Annotated in this window: 19 protein-coding genes, 1 tRNA gene and 1 pseudogene; 11 read left to right on the forward strand and 10 right to left on the reverse strand. The window is 55.6% G+C overall.

Annotation, left to right across the window (positions count from 1 at the left end; all coding sequences use genetic code 11):
* Positions 1-6 precede the first annotated feature (6 nt).
* On the reverse strand, positions 7-258 hold the full coding sequence (locus NPS46_RS00725; protein ID WP_274104480.1) for a hypothetical protein: 252 nt from the start codon (positions 256-258) through the stop codon (positions 7-9).
* A gap of 163 nt (positions 259-421) precedes the next feature.
* Between NPS46_RS00725 and NPS46_RS00730 the strand changes: the two genes are divergently transcribed.
* From NPS46_RS00730 to ppk2, 3 genes are all read left to right on the forward strand, one after another.
* Positions 422-742, forward strand: coding sequence for a DUF883 family protein (locus tag NPS46_RS00730; RefSeq protein WP_274104481.1), 321 nt, complete (start codon positions 422-424; stop codon positions 740-742).
* A 153-nt stretch (positions 743-895) separates the two neighbouring features.
* Positions 896-1192, forward strand: a complete 297-nt coding sequence (locus NPS46_RS00735; RefSeq protein ID WP_274104482.1) for a DUF6388 family protein — start codon at positions 896-898, stop codon at positions 1190-1192.
* Positions 1193-1344: 152 nt separating this feature from the next.
* On the forward strand, positions 1345-2442 hold the full coding sequence (gene ppk2 / locus NPS46_RS00740; RefSeq protein WP_274104483.1) for a polyphosphate kinase 2: 1098 nt from the start codon (positions 1345-1347) through the stop codon (positions 2440-2442).
* A 70-nt stretch (positions 2443-2512) separates the two neighbouring features.
* Here the strand turns inward: ppk2 and NPS46_RS00745 are convergent, their stop codons facing one another.
* A complete protein-coding gene (locus NPS46_RS00745) occupies positions 2513-3031 on the reverse strand; it encodes a DUF4142 domain-containing protein (RefSeq protein WP_274104484.1) in 519 nt (172 codons plus the stop codon).
* Positions 3032-3324: 293 nt separating this feature from the next.
* Here NPS46_RS00745 and NPS46_RS00750 point away from each other — a divergent pair, with 293 nt between their 5' ends.
* The 4 genes from NPS46_RS00750 (at position 3325) to NPS46_RS00765 (ending at position 7360) form a co-directional block, all read left to right on the forward strand.
* Positions 3325-3681, forward strand: coding sequence for a metalloregulator ArsR/SmtB family transcription factor (locus NPS46_RS00750; protein ID WP_274104485.1), 357 nt, complete (start codon positions 3325-3327; stop codon positions 3679-3681).
* Between the two features lie 104 nt (positions 3682-3785).
* Positions 3786-4256, forward strand: coding sequence for an arsenate reductase ArsC (locus NPS46_RS00755; protein ID WP_274104486.1), 471 nt, complete (start codon positions 3786-3788; stop codon positions 4254-4256).
* Between the two features lie 13 nt (positions 4257-4269).
* On the forward strand, positions 4270-4956 hold the full coding sequence (gene arsH / locus NPS46_RS00760; protein WP_274104487.1) for an arsenical resistance protein ArsH: 687 nt from the start codon (positions 4270-4272) through the stop codon (positions 4954-4956).
* 1420 nt (positions 4957-6376) lie between these two features.
* Complete coding sequence (locus NPS46_RS00765) at positions 6377-7360, forward strand: hypothetical protein (RefSeq protein ID WP_274104488.1); 984 nt, start codon at positions 6377-6379, stop codon at positions 7358-7360.
* A 94-nt stretch (positions 7361-7454) separates the two neighbouring features.
* On the opposite strand, the gene NPS46_RS00770 is transcribed toward NPS46_RS00765, so the two are convergent.
* The 4 genes and pseudogenes from NPS46_RS00770 to NPS46_RS00785 form a co-directional block, all read right to left on the reverse strand.
* Entirely contained in the window at positions 7455-7916 is a 462-nt protein-coding gene (locus tag NPS46_RS00770) for a hypothetical protein (protein WP_274104489.1), read from the reverse strand.
* Positions 7909-8829: a hypothetical protein gene (locus tag NPS46_RS00775; protein WP_274104490.1), complete on the reverse strand. Its 921-nt coding sequence runs from the start codon at positions 8827-8829 to the stop codon at positions 7909-7911. The genes NPS46_RS00770 and NPS46_RS00775 overlap by 8 nt, the downstream gene beginning before the upstream one ends.
* 90 nt (positions 8830-8919) lie before the next feature.
* Entirely contained in the window at positions 8920-9891 is a 972-nt protein-coding gene (locus tag NPS46_RS00780) for a hypothetical protein (protein WP_274104491.1), read from the reverse strand.
* Positions 9864-10070 (reverse strand): annotated as a pseudogene (locus NPS46_RS00785) (hypothetical protein); the annotation flags it as partial. The gene NPS46_RS00780 and the pseudogene NPS46_RS00785, both read right to left, overlap by 28 nt.
* 88 nt (positions 10071-10158) lie before the next feature.
* Between NPS46_RS00785 and NPS46_RS00790 the strand changes: the two are divergent.
* Entirely contained in the window at positions 10159-11124 is a 966-nt protein-coding gene (locus tag NPS46_RS00790) for a tyrosine-type recombinase/integrase (protein WP_274104492.1), read from the forward strand.
* A gap of 221 nt (positions 11125-11345) precedes the next feature.
* Here NPS46_RS00790 and NPS46_RS00795 read toward each other — a convergent pair whose 3' ends face one another.
* The 3 genes from NPS46_RS00795 to NPS46_RS00805 form a co-directional block, all read right to left on the reverse strand.
* A complete protein-coding gene (locus tag NPS46_RS00795; RefSeq protein ID WP_274104493.1) occupies positions 11346-11705 on the reverse strand; it encodes a hypothetical protein in 360 nt (119 codons plus the stop codon).
* Positions 11702-12139, reverse strand: coding sequence for a hypothetical protein (locus NPS46_RS00800; protein WP_274104494.1), 438 nt, complete (start codon positions 12137-12139; stop codon positions 11702-11704). Before NPS46_RS00800 ends, NPS46_RS00795 begins: the two co-directional genes overlap by 4 nt.
* 413 nt (positions 12140-12552) lie before the next feature.
* Positions 12553-12642 (reverse strand) — tRNA-Ser (locus NPS46_RS00805).
* Between the two features lie 294 nt (positions 12643-12936).
* On the opposite strand from NPS46_RS00805, the gene NPS46_RS00810 reads away from it, so the two are divergent.
* From NPS46_RS00810 to NPS46_RS00820, 3 genes are all read left to right on the forward strand, one after another.
* On the forward strand, positions 12937-13626 hold the full coding sequence (locus NPS46_RS00810) for a crotonase/enoyl-CoA hydratase family protein (protein ID WP_274104495.1): 690 nt from the start codon (positions 12937-12939) through the stop codon (positions 13624-13626).
* Positions 13627-13810: 184 nt separating this feature from the next.
* Positions 13811-14533, forward strand: a complete 723-nt coding sequence (locus NPS46_RS00815) for a lysophospholipid acyltransferase family protein (RefSeq protein WP_274104496.1) — start codon at positions 13811-13813, stop codon at positions 14531-14533.
* Between the two features lie 88 nt (positions 14534-14621).
* A complete protein-coding gene (locus tag NPS46_RS00820) occupies positions 14622-15593 on the forward strand; it encodes a magnesium and cobalt transport protein CorA (RefSeq protein ID WP_274104497.1) in 972 nt (323 codons plus the stop codon).
* Between the two features lie 50 nt (positions 15594-15643).
* On the opposite strand, the gene NPS46_RS00825 is transcribed toward NPS46_RS00820, so the two are convergent.
* Positions 15644-16360 (reverse strand): amidotransferase, encoded by a 717-nt coding sequence (locus NPS46_RS00825; protein ID WP_274104498.1) that lies wholly within the window; start codon positions 16358-16360, stop codon positions 15644-15646.
* Between the last annotated feature and the right edge of the window lie 16 nt (positions 16361-16376).

Genomic DNA, 16376 nt, shown 5'->3' on the forward strand with positions numbered 1-16376 from the left:
AGCGCCTTACTTGGCCGCCATCAGACGATTGACTTCACTGCGGACCATATTGGAAAACTCCGGCGGCGACATACCATCCAACTCCGCCCGCACCCATTCGGCCCACTTGCCCTTGCGCTTGGAGCGCTCGCCAAACAGACGGGCCGCCTCGCCTTTGGCCTTGCCGAGGTTGTTCTGCCAAAGATCGAACAGGCGCGCCTTCTCGTCTTCCAGGGCCGCACGTTCGGGAAGGGATTTGTTGGCCAGATTGAAGCTCATAAGAATTCCTACAGCGCAAAATAAGCAATATCTTACACTGTATAGCGATATTTCCAGGTCGGGATTGTAAGCCGACTGATGGGCGAATTAGAAAGTTTGCAACTTTTCCGCCCGCAATCGACTCCACTGTCCGACCCATCATTGACCCGCAAGGAGTACTGCAATGGCTCGGAAAACCGCCGCACAAGCCAACGGTGAGCAAATCAAGGACCAGGCGTTCAGCGACCTGCAAGCGCTGATCGAGGAATCGGAAAAACTCCTGAGGAGCAGTGCGAACCTCGTCGGCGAGGAAGGCGAAACCCTGCGTGCGCAGGTCAGCCTGAAACTCAAACAGGCCCTGGACTCGGTCAGCAACGTGCGTGAAAGCGCCAAGCCGATGGTCGAGGCCACGCAAACCTACATCGGTGGCCACCCCTGGCAGACCGTAGCGATCTCGGCAGGCTTCGGGCTGGTCGTCGGCCTGCTGCTGGGCCGGCGCAACTAACCAAGGCCGCGCCCCACAAACCCCATTCAGGCTGTGCGAGCGCAAGACGCGCGCAGCCTGAAGCCGCTGGCAACCTTCGCGCCGCCGGGGCTTTTCTTCCCTGGGCGAAATCGTTAGCGTAGCCGCCCCGAATCCCTGCCCTGTGAGCGCCCCATGATCGCCAAAGAATCCAGAAACGAGCTCGCCCTCGCCCGGTTCCTTGATGCCAACCCCCATCTGCGCGAAGAAACCCAGGCCCTGAGCCCGACCGAACAGGCCCAGCAATTTCAATGGGCGTTTGAAGACGAAGCGCAAGCGCAAGGCATCGAGCCCTGGGAACTGACCCTGCAACTGGTCGCCCAGACCCCGGAAGAGCTCCACGCCATGCGCCTGGAGGTCCATCGCGAAGTGGCCGAAGCCCTGGGAATGGACTGGCAGGAATACTGTTCTTTCAACGAAATTGACGAGTAATACGTCGCCAGGGGAAAGGGTCGTAGAGCGCAGGGAAAAATCCCACCCCATTACCGCCTTTTCCTTGTAAGAAACTTGACCAGGATCAACGGCCCTTTGCTTCGTAGCCCTAAGAATGACCGGAGGACATTGAACGAGAAACAGGCCCTCCCATGAGTGAAGATTCCACCGCCCTACCCCTGCCCACTGCCAGCACGAAGCAGGCATCGGTCGCCAGCACCACCGCCAGCAAGACTGCACCGCGCAAAGCCACCGCACCACGCCCCCGTCGCCCACGCACGGCCAAGCCCGCCCCGGTAACCGTTGCCGTTGCCGTTGCCGAGGTGAAGACCGACGCCGCTGGCGTAGAGTCCAAGGCCCTGCAAATCAGCAAAGCACCTCAAGCCGCCATCGAGGACAGCGTCTCGGCCCAACTGCCGGACAGCTACCCCTATCAAAGCCGCATGCGCCGTGCCGAGTACGAAAAGGCCAAGAACGAACTGCAGATCGAACTGCTCAAGGTGCAGAACTGGGTGAAGGAAACCGGGCAGCGCATCGTGGTCCTGTTCGAAGGGCGTGACGCTGCCGGCAAAGGCGGCACCATCAAGCGCTTTATGGAGCATCTCAATCCGCGCGGCGCGCGAATCGTGGCCCTGGAAAAACCTTCGGAGCAGGAAAAAGGCCAGTGGTACTTCCAGCGCTATATCCAGCACCTGCCCACCGCCGGGGAAATGGTCTTCTTTGATCGCTCCTGGTACAACCGCGCCGGGGTCGAGCGGGTCATGGAGTTCTGCACCCCTCTGCAGTACCTGGAATTCATGCGCCAGACCCCGGAACTGGAGCGCATGCTCTGCAACAGCGGCGTGCTGATGTTCAAGTTCTGGTTCTCGGTCAATCGCGAAGAGCAACTGCGCCGCTTTATCTCGCGCCGCGACGACCCGCTCAAGCACTGGAAGCTTTCGCCCATCGACATCAAGTCCCTGGACAAGTGGGACGAGTACACCGCCGCCAAACAGGCGATGTTCTTCCACACCGATACCGCCGATGCACCGTGGACGGTGATCAAGTCCGACGACAAGAAACGTGCACGGATCAACTGCATCCGCCACTTCCTGCATGAGCTGGACTATCCGGACAAGGACCTCAGTATCGCCTACGCCCCCGACCCGCTGCTCGTGGGTCGTGCCTCGCGAGTACGCGAAGAGGATGAACCTCCTGTCGTCGAGAGCACCGCGCAAGCCGATACGCCCACATTGGCCCTGACTGCCTGAGCTGAGGCTGTTGGTCAATCGCGACCTGGGCGGCCTCAAGCCGCCCAGGCTAGCCCTGGTTAGCCGTCCCTTACTCGTCCTGGCGATGAGTCATCTGCAGCTTTTTCGCCATGGCTAAATGCATTTCCAGCGTGGGCAAGGTCTGTCTGACCAGTTCCTGCAAAGCCGGAACCTCGGGATCCTCGGCTTGCTGCTGAAACAGCTTGATCATCGCCTCATGCGCTTCGATCTGATGGACGACATAAGCCGCATCGAATCCATCCCCTTGCGGAGCCTCGAACATGGCCGCCCTGGCCTGCTGCTCCAACTGCTCGACAGGCGCCAGGCTCAACCCGAGGCGATCGGCCAACTCCGATAAGTGACGATTGGTATTGGTGTAATCCTTGATCATCTCAACGGCAAAACTATTGATGTCCGTCGCCGAAGTTCTCTGAATAGCCAGCCGGCTGCTTTCAATCTCGGCAATACCCGCGGTCCTGGCCTGCTCGATAAACTCGACGGGGCTTGCGGCAAGCGCACTCCCCGTGGCACATGCCCACAGGCTAAACACGCAGGAAACGAGAACGGACTTCACGGCATTGCGTGGCATAAAACAATCTCCAGAACAGTGGCGAGTTTATTTCCCGCATAAGTTCTGAAGACCCAATGCCGCAAAGGTTTAAACGAAATCGAGATGACCGACGAACGGCAATTCCTGCCCGTCAGCGCTTCGGGGCTCTTCAATCAAAGCCGTGACAAGTAGCACCCCAGCGAATTCCAATCGTCCATCACCGCCCTGCCCCCTTCAGCGAGCGCAGCCTTTGTGCACGATAGAGCAGGATTTGTTTTAATATATGGAAATACGAATATTCATACCTCCATATTTAATAGCGATCCCTTGCGATGACACCAACCCTGACCCCACCGGCCGTGTTCAAGTGCCTGGCCGATGAAACCCGAGCCCGTGCCACGCTGCTTATTGCCCGCGAAGGCGAGCTCTGTGTATGCGAACTGGTCTGCGCGCTCAACGACAGCCAGCCAAAGGTCTCCCGCCACCTCGCCCAACTGCGCGCTTGCGGGTTGCTGACCGACCGCCGGCAAGGCCAATGGGTGTACTACAGACTCAATCCCGATCTTGCGGACTGGGTTCGCGCTGTCCTGCAGACGACGCTGCATGCCAATGCCGAGTGGCTCCACCAGGACAGTGCGCGACTGCACCTTATGGGCGACCGCCCTGTTCGAACGGCGGCCTGCTGCTGATCCGACATTTGGACCACACTCGTCACACTGGCGGTTGTGAATAAACCGATCCGCCTCGGCGATCCGAGCGGAACCCGATATCGCCACGCCATGGAGGAAGAACGGTGAACGTTCTTTTCATGTGTACCGCCAATAGCTGTCGCAGCATTTTGTCTGAAGCCCTGTTCAACCACCTTGCGCCGGCGGGGTATCACGCGGTCAGCGCTGGCAGCGTTCCCAAGGGGCGAGTACTGCCCCGCAGCCTGAAAACCCTTGAGGAAGCGGGCATTGCCACCGATGGCTTAAGCAGCAAAGGGGTCGAATATTTTGAGAGCGCCCCGCCGGACATTGTCATCACCGTCTGCGACCAGGCCGCAGGTGAAGCCTGCCCGGTGTACTTCGGTCCCGCCTTGAAAGCGCATTGGGGCCTAGAAGATCCATCCGAGGTCATAGGCAGCGAAGACGCGATCTCAGCCGCCTTTCATACCACCCTTGCCCACATCGAGGTGCGCTGCCGGGCATTCCTGGCGCTGCCCCTTGACCAACTAAGCAGAAACGACCTGCACCTGGCACTTAAACATATCGGCACCCTGTAGCCCGGAGACGTCCATGCCGCAACACCTTCCCAACCTGAATGACGCCCTGGTTCAAGACACACAGAGCCAAGACCACAAGCCCCGCATCCTGTTGCTATATGGGTCGACCCGCCCCCGCTCTTTCAGTCGACTTCTGGTTGAGGAAGCCGCCCGCTTGCTGGAGCACTTCGGCGCTGAGACACGCATCTTCAACCCCTGCGGACTCCCACTGCCTGATGACGCCCCCGTCGAGCACCCAAAAGTGCAGGAACTGCTGGCGCTGATGCAGTGGTCGCAAGGCCAGGTCTGGTGCTCGCCCGAGCGACACGGCGCCCTCTCCGCGGTATTCAAGGCCCAGATCGACTGGGTTCCCCTGGCCATGGGGGCCGTGCGCCCTACCCAGGGCAAGACCCTGGCGGTCATGCAGGTGAGCGGCGGCTCGCAATCCTTCAACGTGGTCAACCAACTCCGGGTCCTGGGACGATGGATGCGGATGTTCACCATCCCAAACCAATCGTCGGTGCCCAAGGCCTTCCTGGAGTTTGACGATCAAAACCGGATGAAACCGTCAGCGCTGTACGACCGGGTGGTCGACGTCATGGAAGAATTGGTGAAGTTCACCCTGCTGCTACGCGAGCGCCCCGACCTGGTCGATCGCTATTCAGAACGCAAGGAGTCCGCTGAAGCGCTATCGCAACGAGTCAATCAGCGCTCGATCTGAGCAGCAAAGCAGACCGCACCTTCGATACGAGCCTGCCCCTACGCATCACGGGGGCAACTTACGCCGCGCGCAACAGGCTTTTCAGGCCAGCTTTGTGAAAGCCAGACAGCAAAAAGCCCCGGAGCTGTTAACTACCGGGGCTTCTCTAAATGTGGCGGTTAAGGAGAGATTCGAAACTACCCGTTCGCGGTTTTCGAAACCAAGCCCCCCCGGTTTATAAGGGCTGCAGCCCGATGGTGTGCGCCGGATCAGTCCCATGCCAGTCCCATGGCTTAAATGCACCAGGTTGCAGAAAACGGTCACAACAGGCGTTTTGAACGATTTATGTTGAGGCATGGGAAAAAGGTAATTTTGGTAATGAGCTGTCAAAACTCGGATAAAGCCCAATAAAATCAGATAGTTGATAGGGTTTTATAGAGGTAATAAAAAGGTAATTAAGTGGTTAGGAAATTACTTTCACAGCGAGTAATGCCAGTGAGCCGCCAACCCCAGCAAAATGGGGGCCTGAGCAAAATATTACCTCGTCCATTACCTAATATTACCCCCCAAGGTAATGACTGAAAGCCACGACCTATAAGGGCTCCAGCCCGTTCTGACCCACCGATTACTAAAATTACCCTTTTCCCGCCCCTCGCCAGAAAAATAGCCATGCACCCCATCGTTCCGGTGCTTTTTTCCATGCGCCGTTGATTAGTAGTGTCAGCCTGAAATTGATGGTGATGCTGTGCAATGCCTCAGAATGCTTAAAACCTAGACAGGCTGGGCCTCGCAGTCGTTTTTGCGTAGGCATCTATAGCGGCTGGTAGGCCCCTGATCCGAACGGTTCCAAAAACTAAAACACCGCCTGCAGTAGGTTTTCAAAACCATAGTCCCCGTAAACCGGGCACCTCGCCTGTTTGGCCACGCCTCTGCCGCCCCGTGACGCATGTGCAAGGCCACTACACTTTTTTGCAAAGCCTTGCACTCTGTGCAATTACAAAATATCCCCCGGAGCCCGCAGCGGGCCTGGGCGGAGGCACCGTTTTCACCACACTACCCGTTTGCACAAAAAAGGGACGCAAGGCCCATCGGCGGGAGGGGGATAAGTGGTTTTTCAAAAAGTTTTTTTGTCGTGAGCCATTTTTCATACTTCTCGGGCGAATCTATGCGGTAGTGGGAAATTGCACCGTATCTGACGACCGATTTGCATTCGATTTGACCAGCACTCTTCTTGCCAACAGAAGCAGAAGTCGACCCGCTCCAGCCGGTTTACGCGGCAGAAGTTGGCCAGTAGAAGGTGTTTGCACGAAGCGCGCGAGTTTTCTGTTCACCAAACAAAGCCCAACGCCAATTTGTTGCAGGTACTTCTACAGTTGGCTATACCTAAACTGGCGATAGCACATTGCCACATAAGCTATATCTGACACATGGAGCGTCACATATGAAGCGCCTCAAAACTGTAGTAGTAGCAGTATTTTCTTTGGCGTTAACTGGTTGTGAATCGTGGTCAATAATTACCTCATCAAAAATAGAGCCTTCCGCTACAGATGCGGAATACAGCGCTGTAGTGCCCGTGGATAGGGATGGGAGCTGGGACACGCTGTTCGGCAAAGATCCGACTGCTGAAAACTACAGGAGCAATTGTGTCAAAGCGGGCCTCGTTGCCCCGGCCGGGGCGGCAGTGCTTACCGCTATCGGCAGTGCCGCATGGGATTTGGGGGTCATGGCGGTAAATGACAAAGTCGAGAAGATTCAAGAACGGTCAAGCAGTACTTGGAATGCAACATGGACTACGACTTCAGATGAGTTGAAGAGGCTGCCATGCCTTGCCCTAGTCAGATACAGATACACCACGACAGAGGCCAAAGGTACGCAACCGGAAAGCGTAACTGTCCCCCAGATGATATTGCTACTCAAACTTACTGAGTTCGACCCGAAGAAAGACAAGCTGGCAGCCGTTCAGTTTGTGCCAATGCTCGCTGCCTCAAGAACTAGCGCGGCACTGACCAAAGACGAGGGGAAAGGCCTGGGCAAGATAGGCCTCTCCGCTGCGGGTGCAATATCTTATTACGTTGACGGCGAGCTTAAAGAATCAATGCCAGATGCAATCAGCGTCTCGGGAGTTACGGTAGGCGAGACAGGGAGCAATCCACCCCTGATGGTCAAGTCACTAGGATACGGCGGATCGAACGCGACCAAGCCAGTCACCTACCCCTTCGACAGTAAGGCTGACAAACATGACGAACCAGGTAAATACTCCCGTCAAATCACTCCGCTGTACGTGAAATTCGCAGTGGCGGAGACAGGTACGTTATCCGGAAAAAATGCGAAGGCGAAGGCCGAAATCAAGGTCATCACCGACGCGCTCGGTCCTGTTGCGAAAGATTTCATCAAGAAGAGATTTGAGGACGACGACTCACAGTAATCACTACCTAGACCGTTGTTCTGGTTTTGGGCGAGCCCTGCCTCCAAGATTTTAGAGTCAGGGCTCCGCAACGCGGATACAAACTCATGATATTTTATCGGTCAGGCTGACTATCGGATTCTACCTTTCGCTTTTGATTCATTACAGACCGGAATATTTTACCGACCTCTGGGCGAGCGAGCAGGTAGCTAAGCGCTTTCTCTAAGGCTGCTTTATCCTCGCAATACATCTCTTCCGCATCAGTGATTACCAAACAAGGGTAACCATTTGGATCAGATTTCCATTTTGCGATTTCCTTAGGCGCGTAACTCTCGGCCAGCGGGTTCAGGGCCGCTATTGCCCAATAACTACCACTAGATGCAGATTTTGCAGCGACTGTAAGAAAATCAAGAAATGGATTTGACTTAAAAATTATCTCAACCTTCAGCTTCCCCTCGCTTGCATCCCCGAGCTGCTGATTCATGATTTCAAAAACCGAATCAATTTCATCTTTATTATCCTCAGCCTTTTTTGCTGCTTCCTGCCCCTTGTTGAACGAACCAATAAAGTCAACCATTATGAGCAACCTTCTCAATAATCCCAAAGACTGGGAGATGATCAAATTTTGAATGAGCGCTTTTCACTAAATTCGTAAATTCCGGGATTTCAACAACATGATCGCAGTTCTTAGATAAAGACCACTCATTCGAACTAACAAATGCGTGAGAAAAAATAATCTGATCGAAAGTATGCCACCTTGTTATCTTTCCGGACTTATAGTAGTAACTTCCCGAAACCTGATGTTCGCTGGTTTGCTTCGACAAATATTTCCAAAATGGATTATAAAATAGATGAGGTCTGCGCTCCACCAAATCTATATCCCTACTCGCCATAACCTGCTGACTCAGAGATGAGTCAAAGGGGTCGTCGTTATAATCTCCGAGTAGAACAATAAATTGGCTTGAGCCTGTATCTGCCGCAATCTGGTCGATTGAGTCGCGAAGACGAATACCAAACACGTGCCTATCCGCATCATTTTGCGCGCACCAAAGTCGGCTAGGCCAGTGTGAAACAAAAATATAAAAAAGCGATTCAGAGCCATTCACAACCAGCTCAAGTTTTTTTGCTATCTTCAAAGTGGAAGTGCCTTTAACAGACAACACATCCTTACTATCGCTAACAAATATTTTTTGCCGATTATAAATATAACAAATATCAAAAACAGATTTACCTGCTGAAGTTATTTCCGACGAAAACGAATAACCCGAAAGGTCACAAGTATTCTCCAGATACTTCAAATCTTCTTCCGACATTTCACCAAGCGCAATAAAATCCGCCTCGCATACCTTAATCAAATACATCACAACTGAGCACGCAATAACTCTTTGCTCGGCAGTGGACCTACTCACCCCAGAAGGCGCTAAGCTTGTATTCCACCAAGCGAAAACTACTTGCCGAGCAGTTTCAGGCAAGAGTAAATCTTCTTCCATGCAGAGCTGCTCCCTTCACAATCGCTCAGTATTAATACCCTATGGCAATGAGCATACTATTATTTTCGAAAATAAGGCATCCACGTGGAGTTACAGAGTGATAGCTCCCAATTTCGCAGACATCACCGCCGCCTTTGCGGCGCCTTGTACAAATGCTGCTGTGTTTGACGGTACTGGTGTCGGCCCGTGAGTGTGTATGGCGAGCTGGCTATTCATTTCCTGCACCAAATCGAGGAGGTCACCAACCGCCCTGAAGATGTTAACGCTGCTAGACCCCACCCAGTTTTTCGGCGCCTGCAGTCTCTGGCTGCCACTCGCCACACTCTCACGCAAGCCCTGAATCCGCTGCTGCATGTCCCCGCCCACGGTGGCGTTGTGCTTCTGCGCGACCACCACGTTCAGATCCCGACCAGTCGCTTGGTGCAGGTCGTCTACAGCCGCCAGGCTCGCAGACCCACCCGAGAACAGCTTGAGTGCTCCCAGCGCCTCGATCTTCTTGATCCCACCCACTGACTCGGTCGAATGGTCGTCCACCGTTCTGGTGTGATTCTGGAAGCGCTCACTGCTCTCCAGCGCTTCCACTTCCCGCTCGATCGCCTGGTCCTGGATCTTGCCGTCAGTCTGGCGCAACCAGTTGCCGTCGGCGTCGACACGTTGCTGGCAGGCCTCGCTGTGCTGCCACACCATGTCGCCCTTCAGCACCCGGGGCAGGCTCAGGCCGTGGGGCAGGATTTGGGTGATGAAGGGTTTGTTCGGCAGGCCATAGGCAAAGCTGACCACAACGATGGTGCCTTCCTCCGGAAAGCCATACATACCGGCTTCTTGCCCGCCCATGGGTGCCGGCAGTGGCACGCCAGTCAGGATCGGCAGGTCCGGATCTGGCTCGCCATCGGCGGTCAGCACTTCCACGTCGACGCCGAAGCGCGGGCGAAAGTCGTCGCACAGCCCGGGCGCCGCCGGCGCATCCAGGACCGCGACCACGCGGCCGAAGCGCGGCAGATGGTAGCCGCCGCTCAGTTCAGGGAATTGCCGCTCTACGCTGCGACGGATTGCGTCGTCCATTTGATCGCCATTTGATTGCCGGCAAGGGTCACGCTGGTGATCCGCTCGCCCTGGTTGATGGTGGCGCCCGGGCGCAGTCCTGGAAGGACCGCGATCATGGCGCTCTGATTGCCCTGGTAGCCCTCGAACAGTTCGACGGGCAGTTGCAGAGGTAATCGAACGCCGAAGAAGCTCTCAGCCAAACAGTCTAGGAACACCTAGCTGCCACCCTACTTAGCACCAGATAAGAGCGGGGAGGCACGGCACTTCCCCAATTTGACCAAGCCGATGGAAAACACCTTCGGGCACTATCTAGACCTGTGGTTAAAGATCAAGGCCAACAGCGTGGCGGCGTCGAGCTATCGGGGCTACGCCAACAAGGCAGAAGTTCACGTGCGGCCGCGCTGGGGGACGGTACAGATCAACAGGATCGACCATCTGGACCTGCAGGAGTGGATCCAGGGGCCCCTATCTAAAACGCTCAAGAACAAGACCATCCGCGACATCATCAGCAACGTGCGCCAGGTGTTCAAGCTGTATCGCACCAGGATGAAAGTTGCCCACGACCCGACCGAGGGTTTGATGGTGCGTCTGCCAGATCCCGAAGCGCCGGACCCGTTCACTAGGGCGGAAATCAAACAGATCCTGGAAATCCCCACCAACCGCACGCAAGAACTGTTGATGGTTCAGTTCATGATATGGGCCGGACCCCGGGTATCCGAGACCATCGCCCTGGCCTGGGAGGATGTCGACGTGGAACAAGGTACGGTGACGTTCCGCCGGTCCAAGGTGCGCGGGGCTTACCGCGTGACGAAAACCCGGCGATCGACGCGCAAGGTTCGCCTGCTGGCCCCGGCCTGGGATGCGCTGCAGAAGATCGATACATTGAATCGAAAAAAGAAGGCGAAAACCGTTGATATTGTTGAGCGGGACAACAAGACGGTAAGGCAGCACAACCTGCACTTTGTCTTCTTGAATACGAAAAGCGGCCTACCGCATGTCAGCGACTTCGTGGTGCGCGACAGGTTTTTCAAGGCTCACTTGCTCGCGGCCGGGGTCCGCTATCGTGGGCCAGGCCAGTGCCGGCATACGTACGCCAGTCAGCTGCTGACCACGGGGATAGCGTCAATCGACTGGATCGCCGAACAGATGGGACACACCAACGGGAATATGATCCGACAGCACTATGGGACGTGGATCAATGAGGACGGGCCGGATGTCGTGGGGATGCTGCAGCTAGCGCTAAAGCTATAGCAATCCAACCGGCTGGGAAATACCAGTTCATGGAGTGTGGTATCCGTGGATTAATGAAAGCCCCCCCAAACTTAGACAAAGCACGGGGGGATTTTTAATTTAAGCGGCATCCTGAACATTCCAACGCTTATGCAATGCATTAGTCTGGAGAAATTAAACCCCGCTTCTGGCCGACTACCACCTATTACCGACAAATAATCACTTGCAATATTGCGCGATCACTATGTGCTTTCCTTTAAGCTTTCCCAGGAGCTAATTTCCATAAGAACAACAGATCTGTCGGAGGCATCCCACACCGGAGCCGTTTTACCCCAGTAATAAAAGTACGATTTATTCTGCTCATTCTCTTTTACTGAACGCTTTCCCGCCTTGGTATATAGAACAACTAAATCCCCAGCTTCAATCTCTCTATCTGGAAACCAGTAGGCATTGTGAATTTTGTTAGTAACACCTGTGTCTTTACCCTTCCCTGTCTGAGCTAGAAGGTAGTCACCAATGTCTACTTCAGTAACGGCCTTTAGGACTACTCGTTCTTTCTCAAGAGACCCTGGCTCCGCAACTCTCAAAACTTTAAATTTCATGGCTTTACTACCTTTGCAATTATTCCCACCAACACCAAAATCGCACCAACAACAAACAAAACAGTCGCTGTGGGTTGGTTCTCCCATATTGATGGGGCGAAACCTAGAAGCGCGGCGCCGGCTGAAAGCGAAGCAAAATGTATTAGCTCTACACTAATTTTAACCTTAAAGCGTTCTTCAAGAACTCCAGTCCTTTTGTCCGCCTTGTGAAACTCTTCTTTAAAACAAGAAAGCTCAACTGCAACCTTCTCCAACCTCTCAATCTCATCTATCAATAGCCGCTGAACTGCTGGGGACAATAGCTCATCATCACTTAACTCTCTACGAAGCTTCGAGAACGACCTTCTTTGCTGCGAAGATTTACTAGCTTCAAGAGGCTCCTCATTGACAAACTGTGGTTCAACATCAGCTTGATCCTTAGCAGTTACAGACATTGCCTTATTCCTTATGGACTAATGTTAACAAGGTGCCTATCAGCTTACACCTTGGAGCCTTTTATATTTGTAACAAGCTCAGCAGAATGGAGAAAGAGCACTGAGTTTCCTTAGGCATTTTACCGATATTTTTTTGATACACGCTTTAGGTTACGGCGACTTCAAGAGTGTCGCAAGAGAGCTACCACTCGTTTCTTATCTTTGAAGAAAGCTTTCATGACTCTGAATTGCTCTCGGTGTTGTTTCCAAAGAGAGGCCGTTGATGGTCGTGAGACGTCGCCAAGGCACCACAATCCAAGGTCAGAATTTGCCGTTCAGTCCCATATCAGTCCCATATGGCCATTTTTCAGATACCAAAAACCACAAACCCCCGACTTTCTCTAGGAAAATCAGGGGTTTGCGTTTTCAGAATGTGGCGGTGAAGGAGAGATTCGAACTCTCGATACAGTTTCCTGTATACACACTTTCCAGGCGTGCTCCTTAAGCCACTCGGACACTTCACCGTATCTCGTCAAACCAGTTCAGTCTGTCGAGGCGCGCTAATGTAGTCGAAAGGTCTTTCGATGGCAAAGGTTTTTTTCAGAATTTTCATGCGCTTAACGCATCCGCCCAATCCTGACGCCCGCCGCTCAGGGCAAAACCGCCATTCTTCGGGCCAAGCGCTTTAGCGCTTAGGCCTCGCCGCCGGATCACGGCGGTCCGGGCGCAAGCCCTGACTCACCAGTCAGCCTTGGTGCTTTACCTGCGTGCGCGGGCTGGGTAACGTCTGCCTCACTTCTATTACAAGGAATTGCGTCATGAGTGAGTTGATCTCTTACCATCTGGAAGACGGTATCGCGACCCTGACCTTGAGCAACGGCAAGGTCAATGCCATTTCTCCGGACGTCATCGCCGCCTTTAACCAGGCGCTGGATCAGGCCGTGACCGACCGGGCCATTGTGATCATCACCGGGCAGCCTGGCATTCTGTCCGGCGGCTATGACCTCAAGGTCATGACGGCCGGCCCCAAGGAGGCGGTCAGCCTTGTCACGGCAGGCTCGACATTGTCTCGGCGCCTGCTGTCCCACCCCTTCCCGGTAATCGTCGCCTGCCCCGGCCACGCGGTGGCCAAGGGTGCGTTCCTACTGTTGTCCGCCGACTACCGGATCGGGGTCGAGGGGGCTTTCAGCATCGGCCTGAATGAAGTGCAGATCGGCATGACCATGCACCATGCCGGCATCGAGCTGGCCCGCGACCGCCTGCGCAAGTCGGCCTTCCATCGCTCAGTGATCAACGGCGAGATGTTCGACCCGCAAAACGCCGTGGATGCCGGCTTCCTCGACAAGGTGGTGCCGGTCGGTGAATTGCAGGCCGCAGCGCTGGCCGCCGCACGCCAGTTGAAGAAGATCAATATGACGGCGCACAAGAACACCAAGCTCAAGGTGCGCAAGGCACTGCTTGAAGCCCTGGATGACGCGATCATTCTCGACCAGGGCCATCTGGGCTGATTGACCGACGTCAGGCTGGCGATGAGGCTCTAGTCCGGGATTCCATCGCCAGCACGCTCGTTCCTGCCGACAAAGCTGAAACATCTACTTATAAACAGCTGATCTCTTACACATTTGTAGGCAATTGCCGAAAACAGAGCACATCCGTACACTGCGCGACCTTTTGTCCCAGTGAGCCCCATTGATGCTTTTTCTCGTGCGTATGTTGTTGATGGGGCTGCATTTCGTCGTTGCCGGGATACTCGGCGTGTTGCTGGGGCTCTGCCGCCCTTTCAACCCGGACAATAGTCGTCTGTGTGCCCGCCTCTATGCCTGGCCCGCCATGCGCATCCTCGGGCTGAAGGTCAGGGCCGAAGTCGGCCCCCTGATGGACAAGCCCAATAGCTGCGTGATCGTGGCCAATCACCAATCCAACTACGACCTCTTCGTCTTCGGCAATGTGGTGCCGCGCCGCACTGTCTGCATCGGCAAGAAGAGCTTGAAGTGGGTACCGCTGTTCGGCCAGTTGTTCTGGCTGGCCGGCAATGTGCTGATCGACCGCAGCAATGGCCGCAAGGCGCGCGAGTCGATGCTGACCACCACCGAGACCCTGCAACACAAGGACACCTCGATCTGGGTGTTCCCGGAAGGCACACGCAATTTTGGCGAAGCCTTGCTGCCCTTCAAAAAAGGCGCCTTCCAGATGGCTATCGCCGCCGGCGTGCCCATTGTCCCGGTCTGTGTCAGCAGCTATATCAAGCATATGCACCTGAATCGCTGGCACAGTGGCGAGATCCTGATCCGCTCCCTGCCGGCCATTCCCACCGCCGGGCTGAGCCTGGATGATCTGCCGCAGTTGATCGAACAGTGCCGCGAGCAGATGCGCGAATGCATCGAAGCCATGGACCGCCAACTCCTCGCCCACTGAGCATTTCGCCGGGCCGCTCGCTCCCGGAGGGGGTTGAGGGCTAAGCTTGCCGGTCACAAGGACCTGACAAGAAGAAGCGATCAGCACTATGGGTAGAGTCGTTGCAGCGGCGGTATACAGCGCCGGCAAGAAAGTCACTTCAATTACCCTCGACGAGGGCAGCGCCTGGGCCGCCAAGCCCGACCACTTTGTCTGGATCGGCCTGGAAGAGCCCAACGCCCAGGAACTGAGCAATCTGCAGCGCCAGTTCAACCTGCATGAACTGGCCATCGAAGATGCCCTGGAGAAGCACAGCCGACCCAAGCTGGAGACCTTTGGCGACGCCCTGTTTATCGTGACCTACTCGCCCGTGCGCACGGCGGGCAAGCTGGAGTTTATCGAGACCCACATCTTTGCCGGCAACGGCTACATCATTACCGCCCGCAATGGCCACTCGGCGTCCTATGCCTTTGTGCGCCAGCGCTGCGAAGCGCGACCGCTGCTACTCGAACATGGCGAGGACTTCGTGCTCTACGCCCTGCTCGACTTCGTGACCGAGTGCTATCAGCCGGTCAGTGAAGCGATCCATGCCGAAATCGACGAACTGGAACGGAACATCCTCAACAGTTCCCTCAGCGAAGGCGATCTGCAACGCCTGCACGGTCTGCGCCGCGATGTATTGCGTCTAAGGCGCTATGTGGCGCCGATGGTCGAGATCAGTGAAGAACTGCAACGCCTGACCTTTCCGTTTATCGACAAGAATATGCGCCCCTACTTCCGCGATGTGCAGATTCATGTCACGCGGCAGATGGAAGACCTGACCACCCTGCGCGACATTGCCAGCCAGACCATCGAGATCGGTGTGCTGCTGGAGGCATCGCGCCAGAGTATCGTGCAACGCAAGTTCGCGGCCTGGGCGGCGATCTTGGCGTTCCCGACAGCGGTGGCCGGGATCTATGGGATGAACTTCCAGAATATGCCGGAGCTGCAATGGCACTACGGCTATTTCGGCGTGCTGGGGTTCATCACCTGCGGCTGCACGGCCTTGTGGGCCAGCTTCAAGCGGTCCGGCTGGCTCTGAGTTGGCGCCAGCCGCTCGGTGTCAGTTCGAGTGAGCCGGCGCACTGGGCTTCAAGAGGCCTTGTGCGCGACAAAACGCATCATCCACTCCGCGACCGTGGTGCCGTGATGGTCGCGCTCAAGGCTGGCCACGCCCGTCTGGTAGATCTGCTCGCCCAGGGCCTGCTGGCGCAGATCGAGCAGGGCACGGGAGTAGTCGTGGATAAATTCCGGGTGCCCCTGGAAGCACAGCACCTGATCGTCGATATGGTAAGCCGCGAACGGGCAGAACTCGCTGGAGGCAATGACCGTGGCATTGTCCGGCAATGCGGTGACCTGGTCCTGGTGGCTGATCAGCAGGGTCAGTTCTTCGACGACCGGGCTCATCCACGGCGCCTTGGCGGCCATTTGATAGTTATGCGTGCCGACACCCCAACCCTGGCTGGCTCGCTCGCTTTTGCCCCCTAGCAGCAGCGCCAGCAACTGATGGCCGAAGCATACGCCCAGCAATTTGTCACCGCGCTCGAAACGCGTCAGCAGGTAGCTCTTGAGGGTCTGGATCCAGGGGTCGGTGCCGAAGGAGTCGGCCTTGCTGCCGGTGACCAGATACGCGTCGAACACCTGGTCATCGCTGGGATAGTTGCCCTGCAACACGTTATAGACCGTGAACTCGGCGGCAATCGGCTGGCGCGAGAACAGCCGCTCGAACATCTGCCCGTAGCCCTGATATTGATCGACCAGTTCCGGACGCAGGACATCGGTTTCCAGAATACAGATGCGTAACGACATAAAAAGTACCCGACAC

Source organism: Pseudomonas putida (assembly GCF_028682395.1).
GTDB lineage: Bacteria > Pseudomonadota > Gammaproteobacteria > Pseudomonadales > Pseudomonadaceae > Aquipseudomonas > Aquipseudomonas putida_AB.

Coding starts and splice junctions, on each gene's coding strand:
- NPS46_RS00735 (WP_274104482.1), top strand. CDS start 896: ATGATCGCCAAAGAATCCAGAAACGAGCTCGCCCTCGCCCGGTTCCTT.
- NPS46_RS00820 (WP_274104497.1), top strand. CDS start 14,622: ATGGGTAGAGTCGTTGCAGCGGCGGTATACAGCGCCGGCAAGAAAGTC.
- NPS46_RS00745 (WP_274104484.1), bottom strand. CDS start 3,031: ATGCCACGCAATGCCGTGAAGTCCGTTCTCGTTTCCTGCGTGTTTAGC.
- NPS46_RS00780 (WP_274104491.1), bottom strand. CDS start 9,891: ATGGACGACGCAATCCGTCGCAGCGTAGAGCGGCAATTCCCTGAACTG.
- NPS46_RS00795 (WP_274104493.1), bottom strand. CDS start 11,705: ATGAAATTTAAAGTTTTGAGAGTTGCGGAGCCAGGGTCTCTTGAGAAA.
- NPS46_RS00770 (WP_274104489.1), bottom strand. CDS start 7,916: ATGGTTGACTTTATTGGTTCGTTCAACAAGGGGCAGGAAGCAGCAAAA.
- NPS46_RS00790 (WP_274104492.1), top strand. CDS start 10,159: ATGGAAAACACCTTCGGGCACTATCTAGACCTGTGGTTAAAGATCAAG.
- NPS46_RS00800 (WP_274104494.1), bottom strand. CDS start 12,139: ATGTCTGTAACTGCTAAGGATCAAGCTGATGTTGAACCACAGTTTGTC.
- NPS46_RS00825 (WP_274104498.1), bottom strand. CDS start 16,360: ATGTCGTTACGCATCTGTATTCTGGAAACCGATGTCCTGCGTCCGGAA.
- ppk2 (WP_274104483.1), top strand. CDS start 1,345: ATGAGTGAAGATTCCACCGCCCTACCCCTGCCCACTGCCAGCACGAAG.
- NPS46_RS00750 (WP_274104485.1), top strand. CDS start 3,325: ATGACACCAACCCTGACCCCACCGGCCGTGTTCAAGTGCCTGGCCGAT.
- NPS46_RS00810 (WP_274104495.1), top strand. CDS start 12,937: ATGAGTGAGTTGATCTCTTACCATCTGGAAGACGGTATCGCGACCCTG.
- NPS46_RS00815 (WP_274104496.1), top strand. CDS start 13,811: ATGCTTTTTCTCGTGCGTATGTTGTTGATGGGGCTGCATTTCGTCGTT.
- NPS46_RS00730 (WP_274104481.1), top strand. CDS start 422: ATGGCTCGGAAAACCGCCGCACAAGCCAACGGTGAGCAAATCAAGGAC.
- NPS46_RS00775 (WP_274104490.1), bottom strand. CDS start 8,829: ATGGAAGAAGATTTACTCTTGCCTGAAACTGCTCGGCAAGTAGTTTTC.
- NPS46_RS00725 (WP_274104480.1), bottom strand. CDS start 258: ATGAGCTTCAATCTGGCCAACAAATCCCTTCCCGAACGTGCGGCCCTG.
- NPS46_RS00765 (WP_274104488.1), top strand. CDS start 6,377: ATGAAGCGCCTCAAAACTGTAGTAGTAGCAGTATTTTCTTTGGCGTTA.
- arsH (WP_274104487.1), top strand. CDS start 4,270: ATGCCGCAACACCTTCCCAACCTGAATGACGCCCTGGTTCAAGACACA.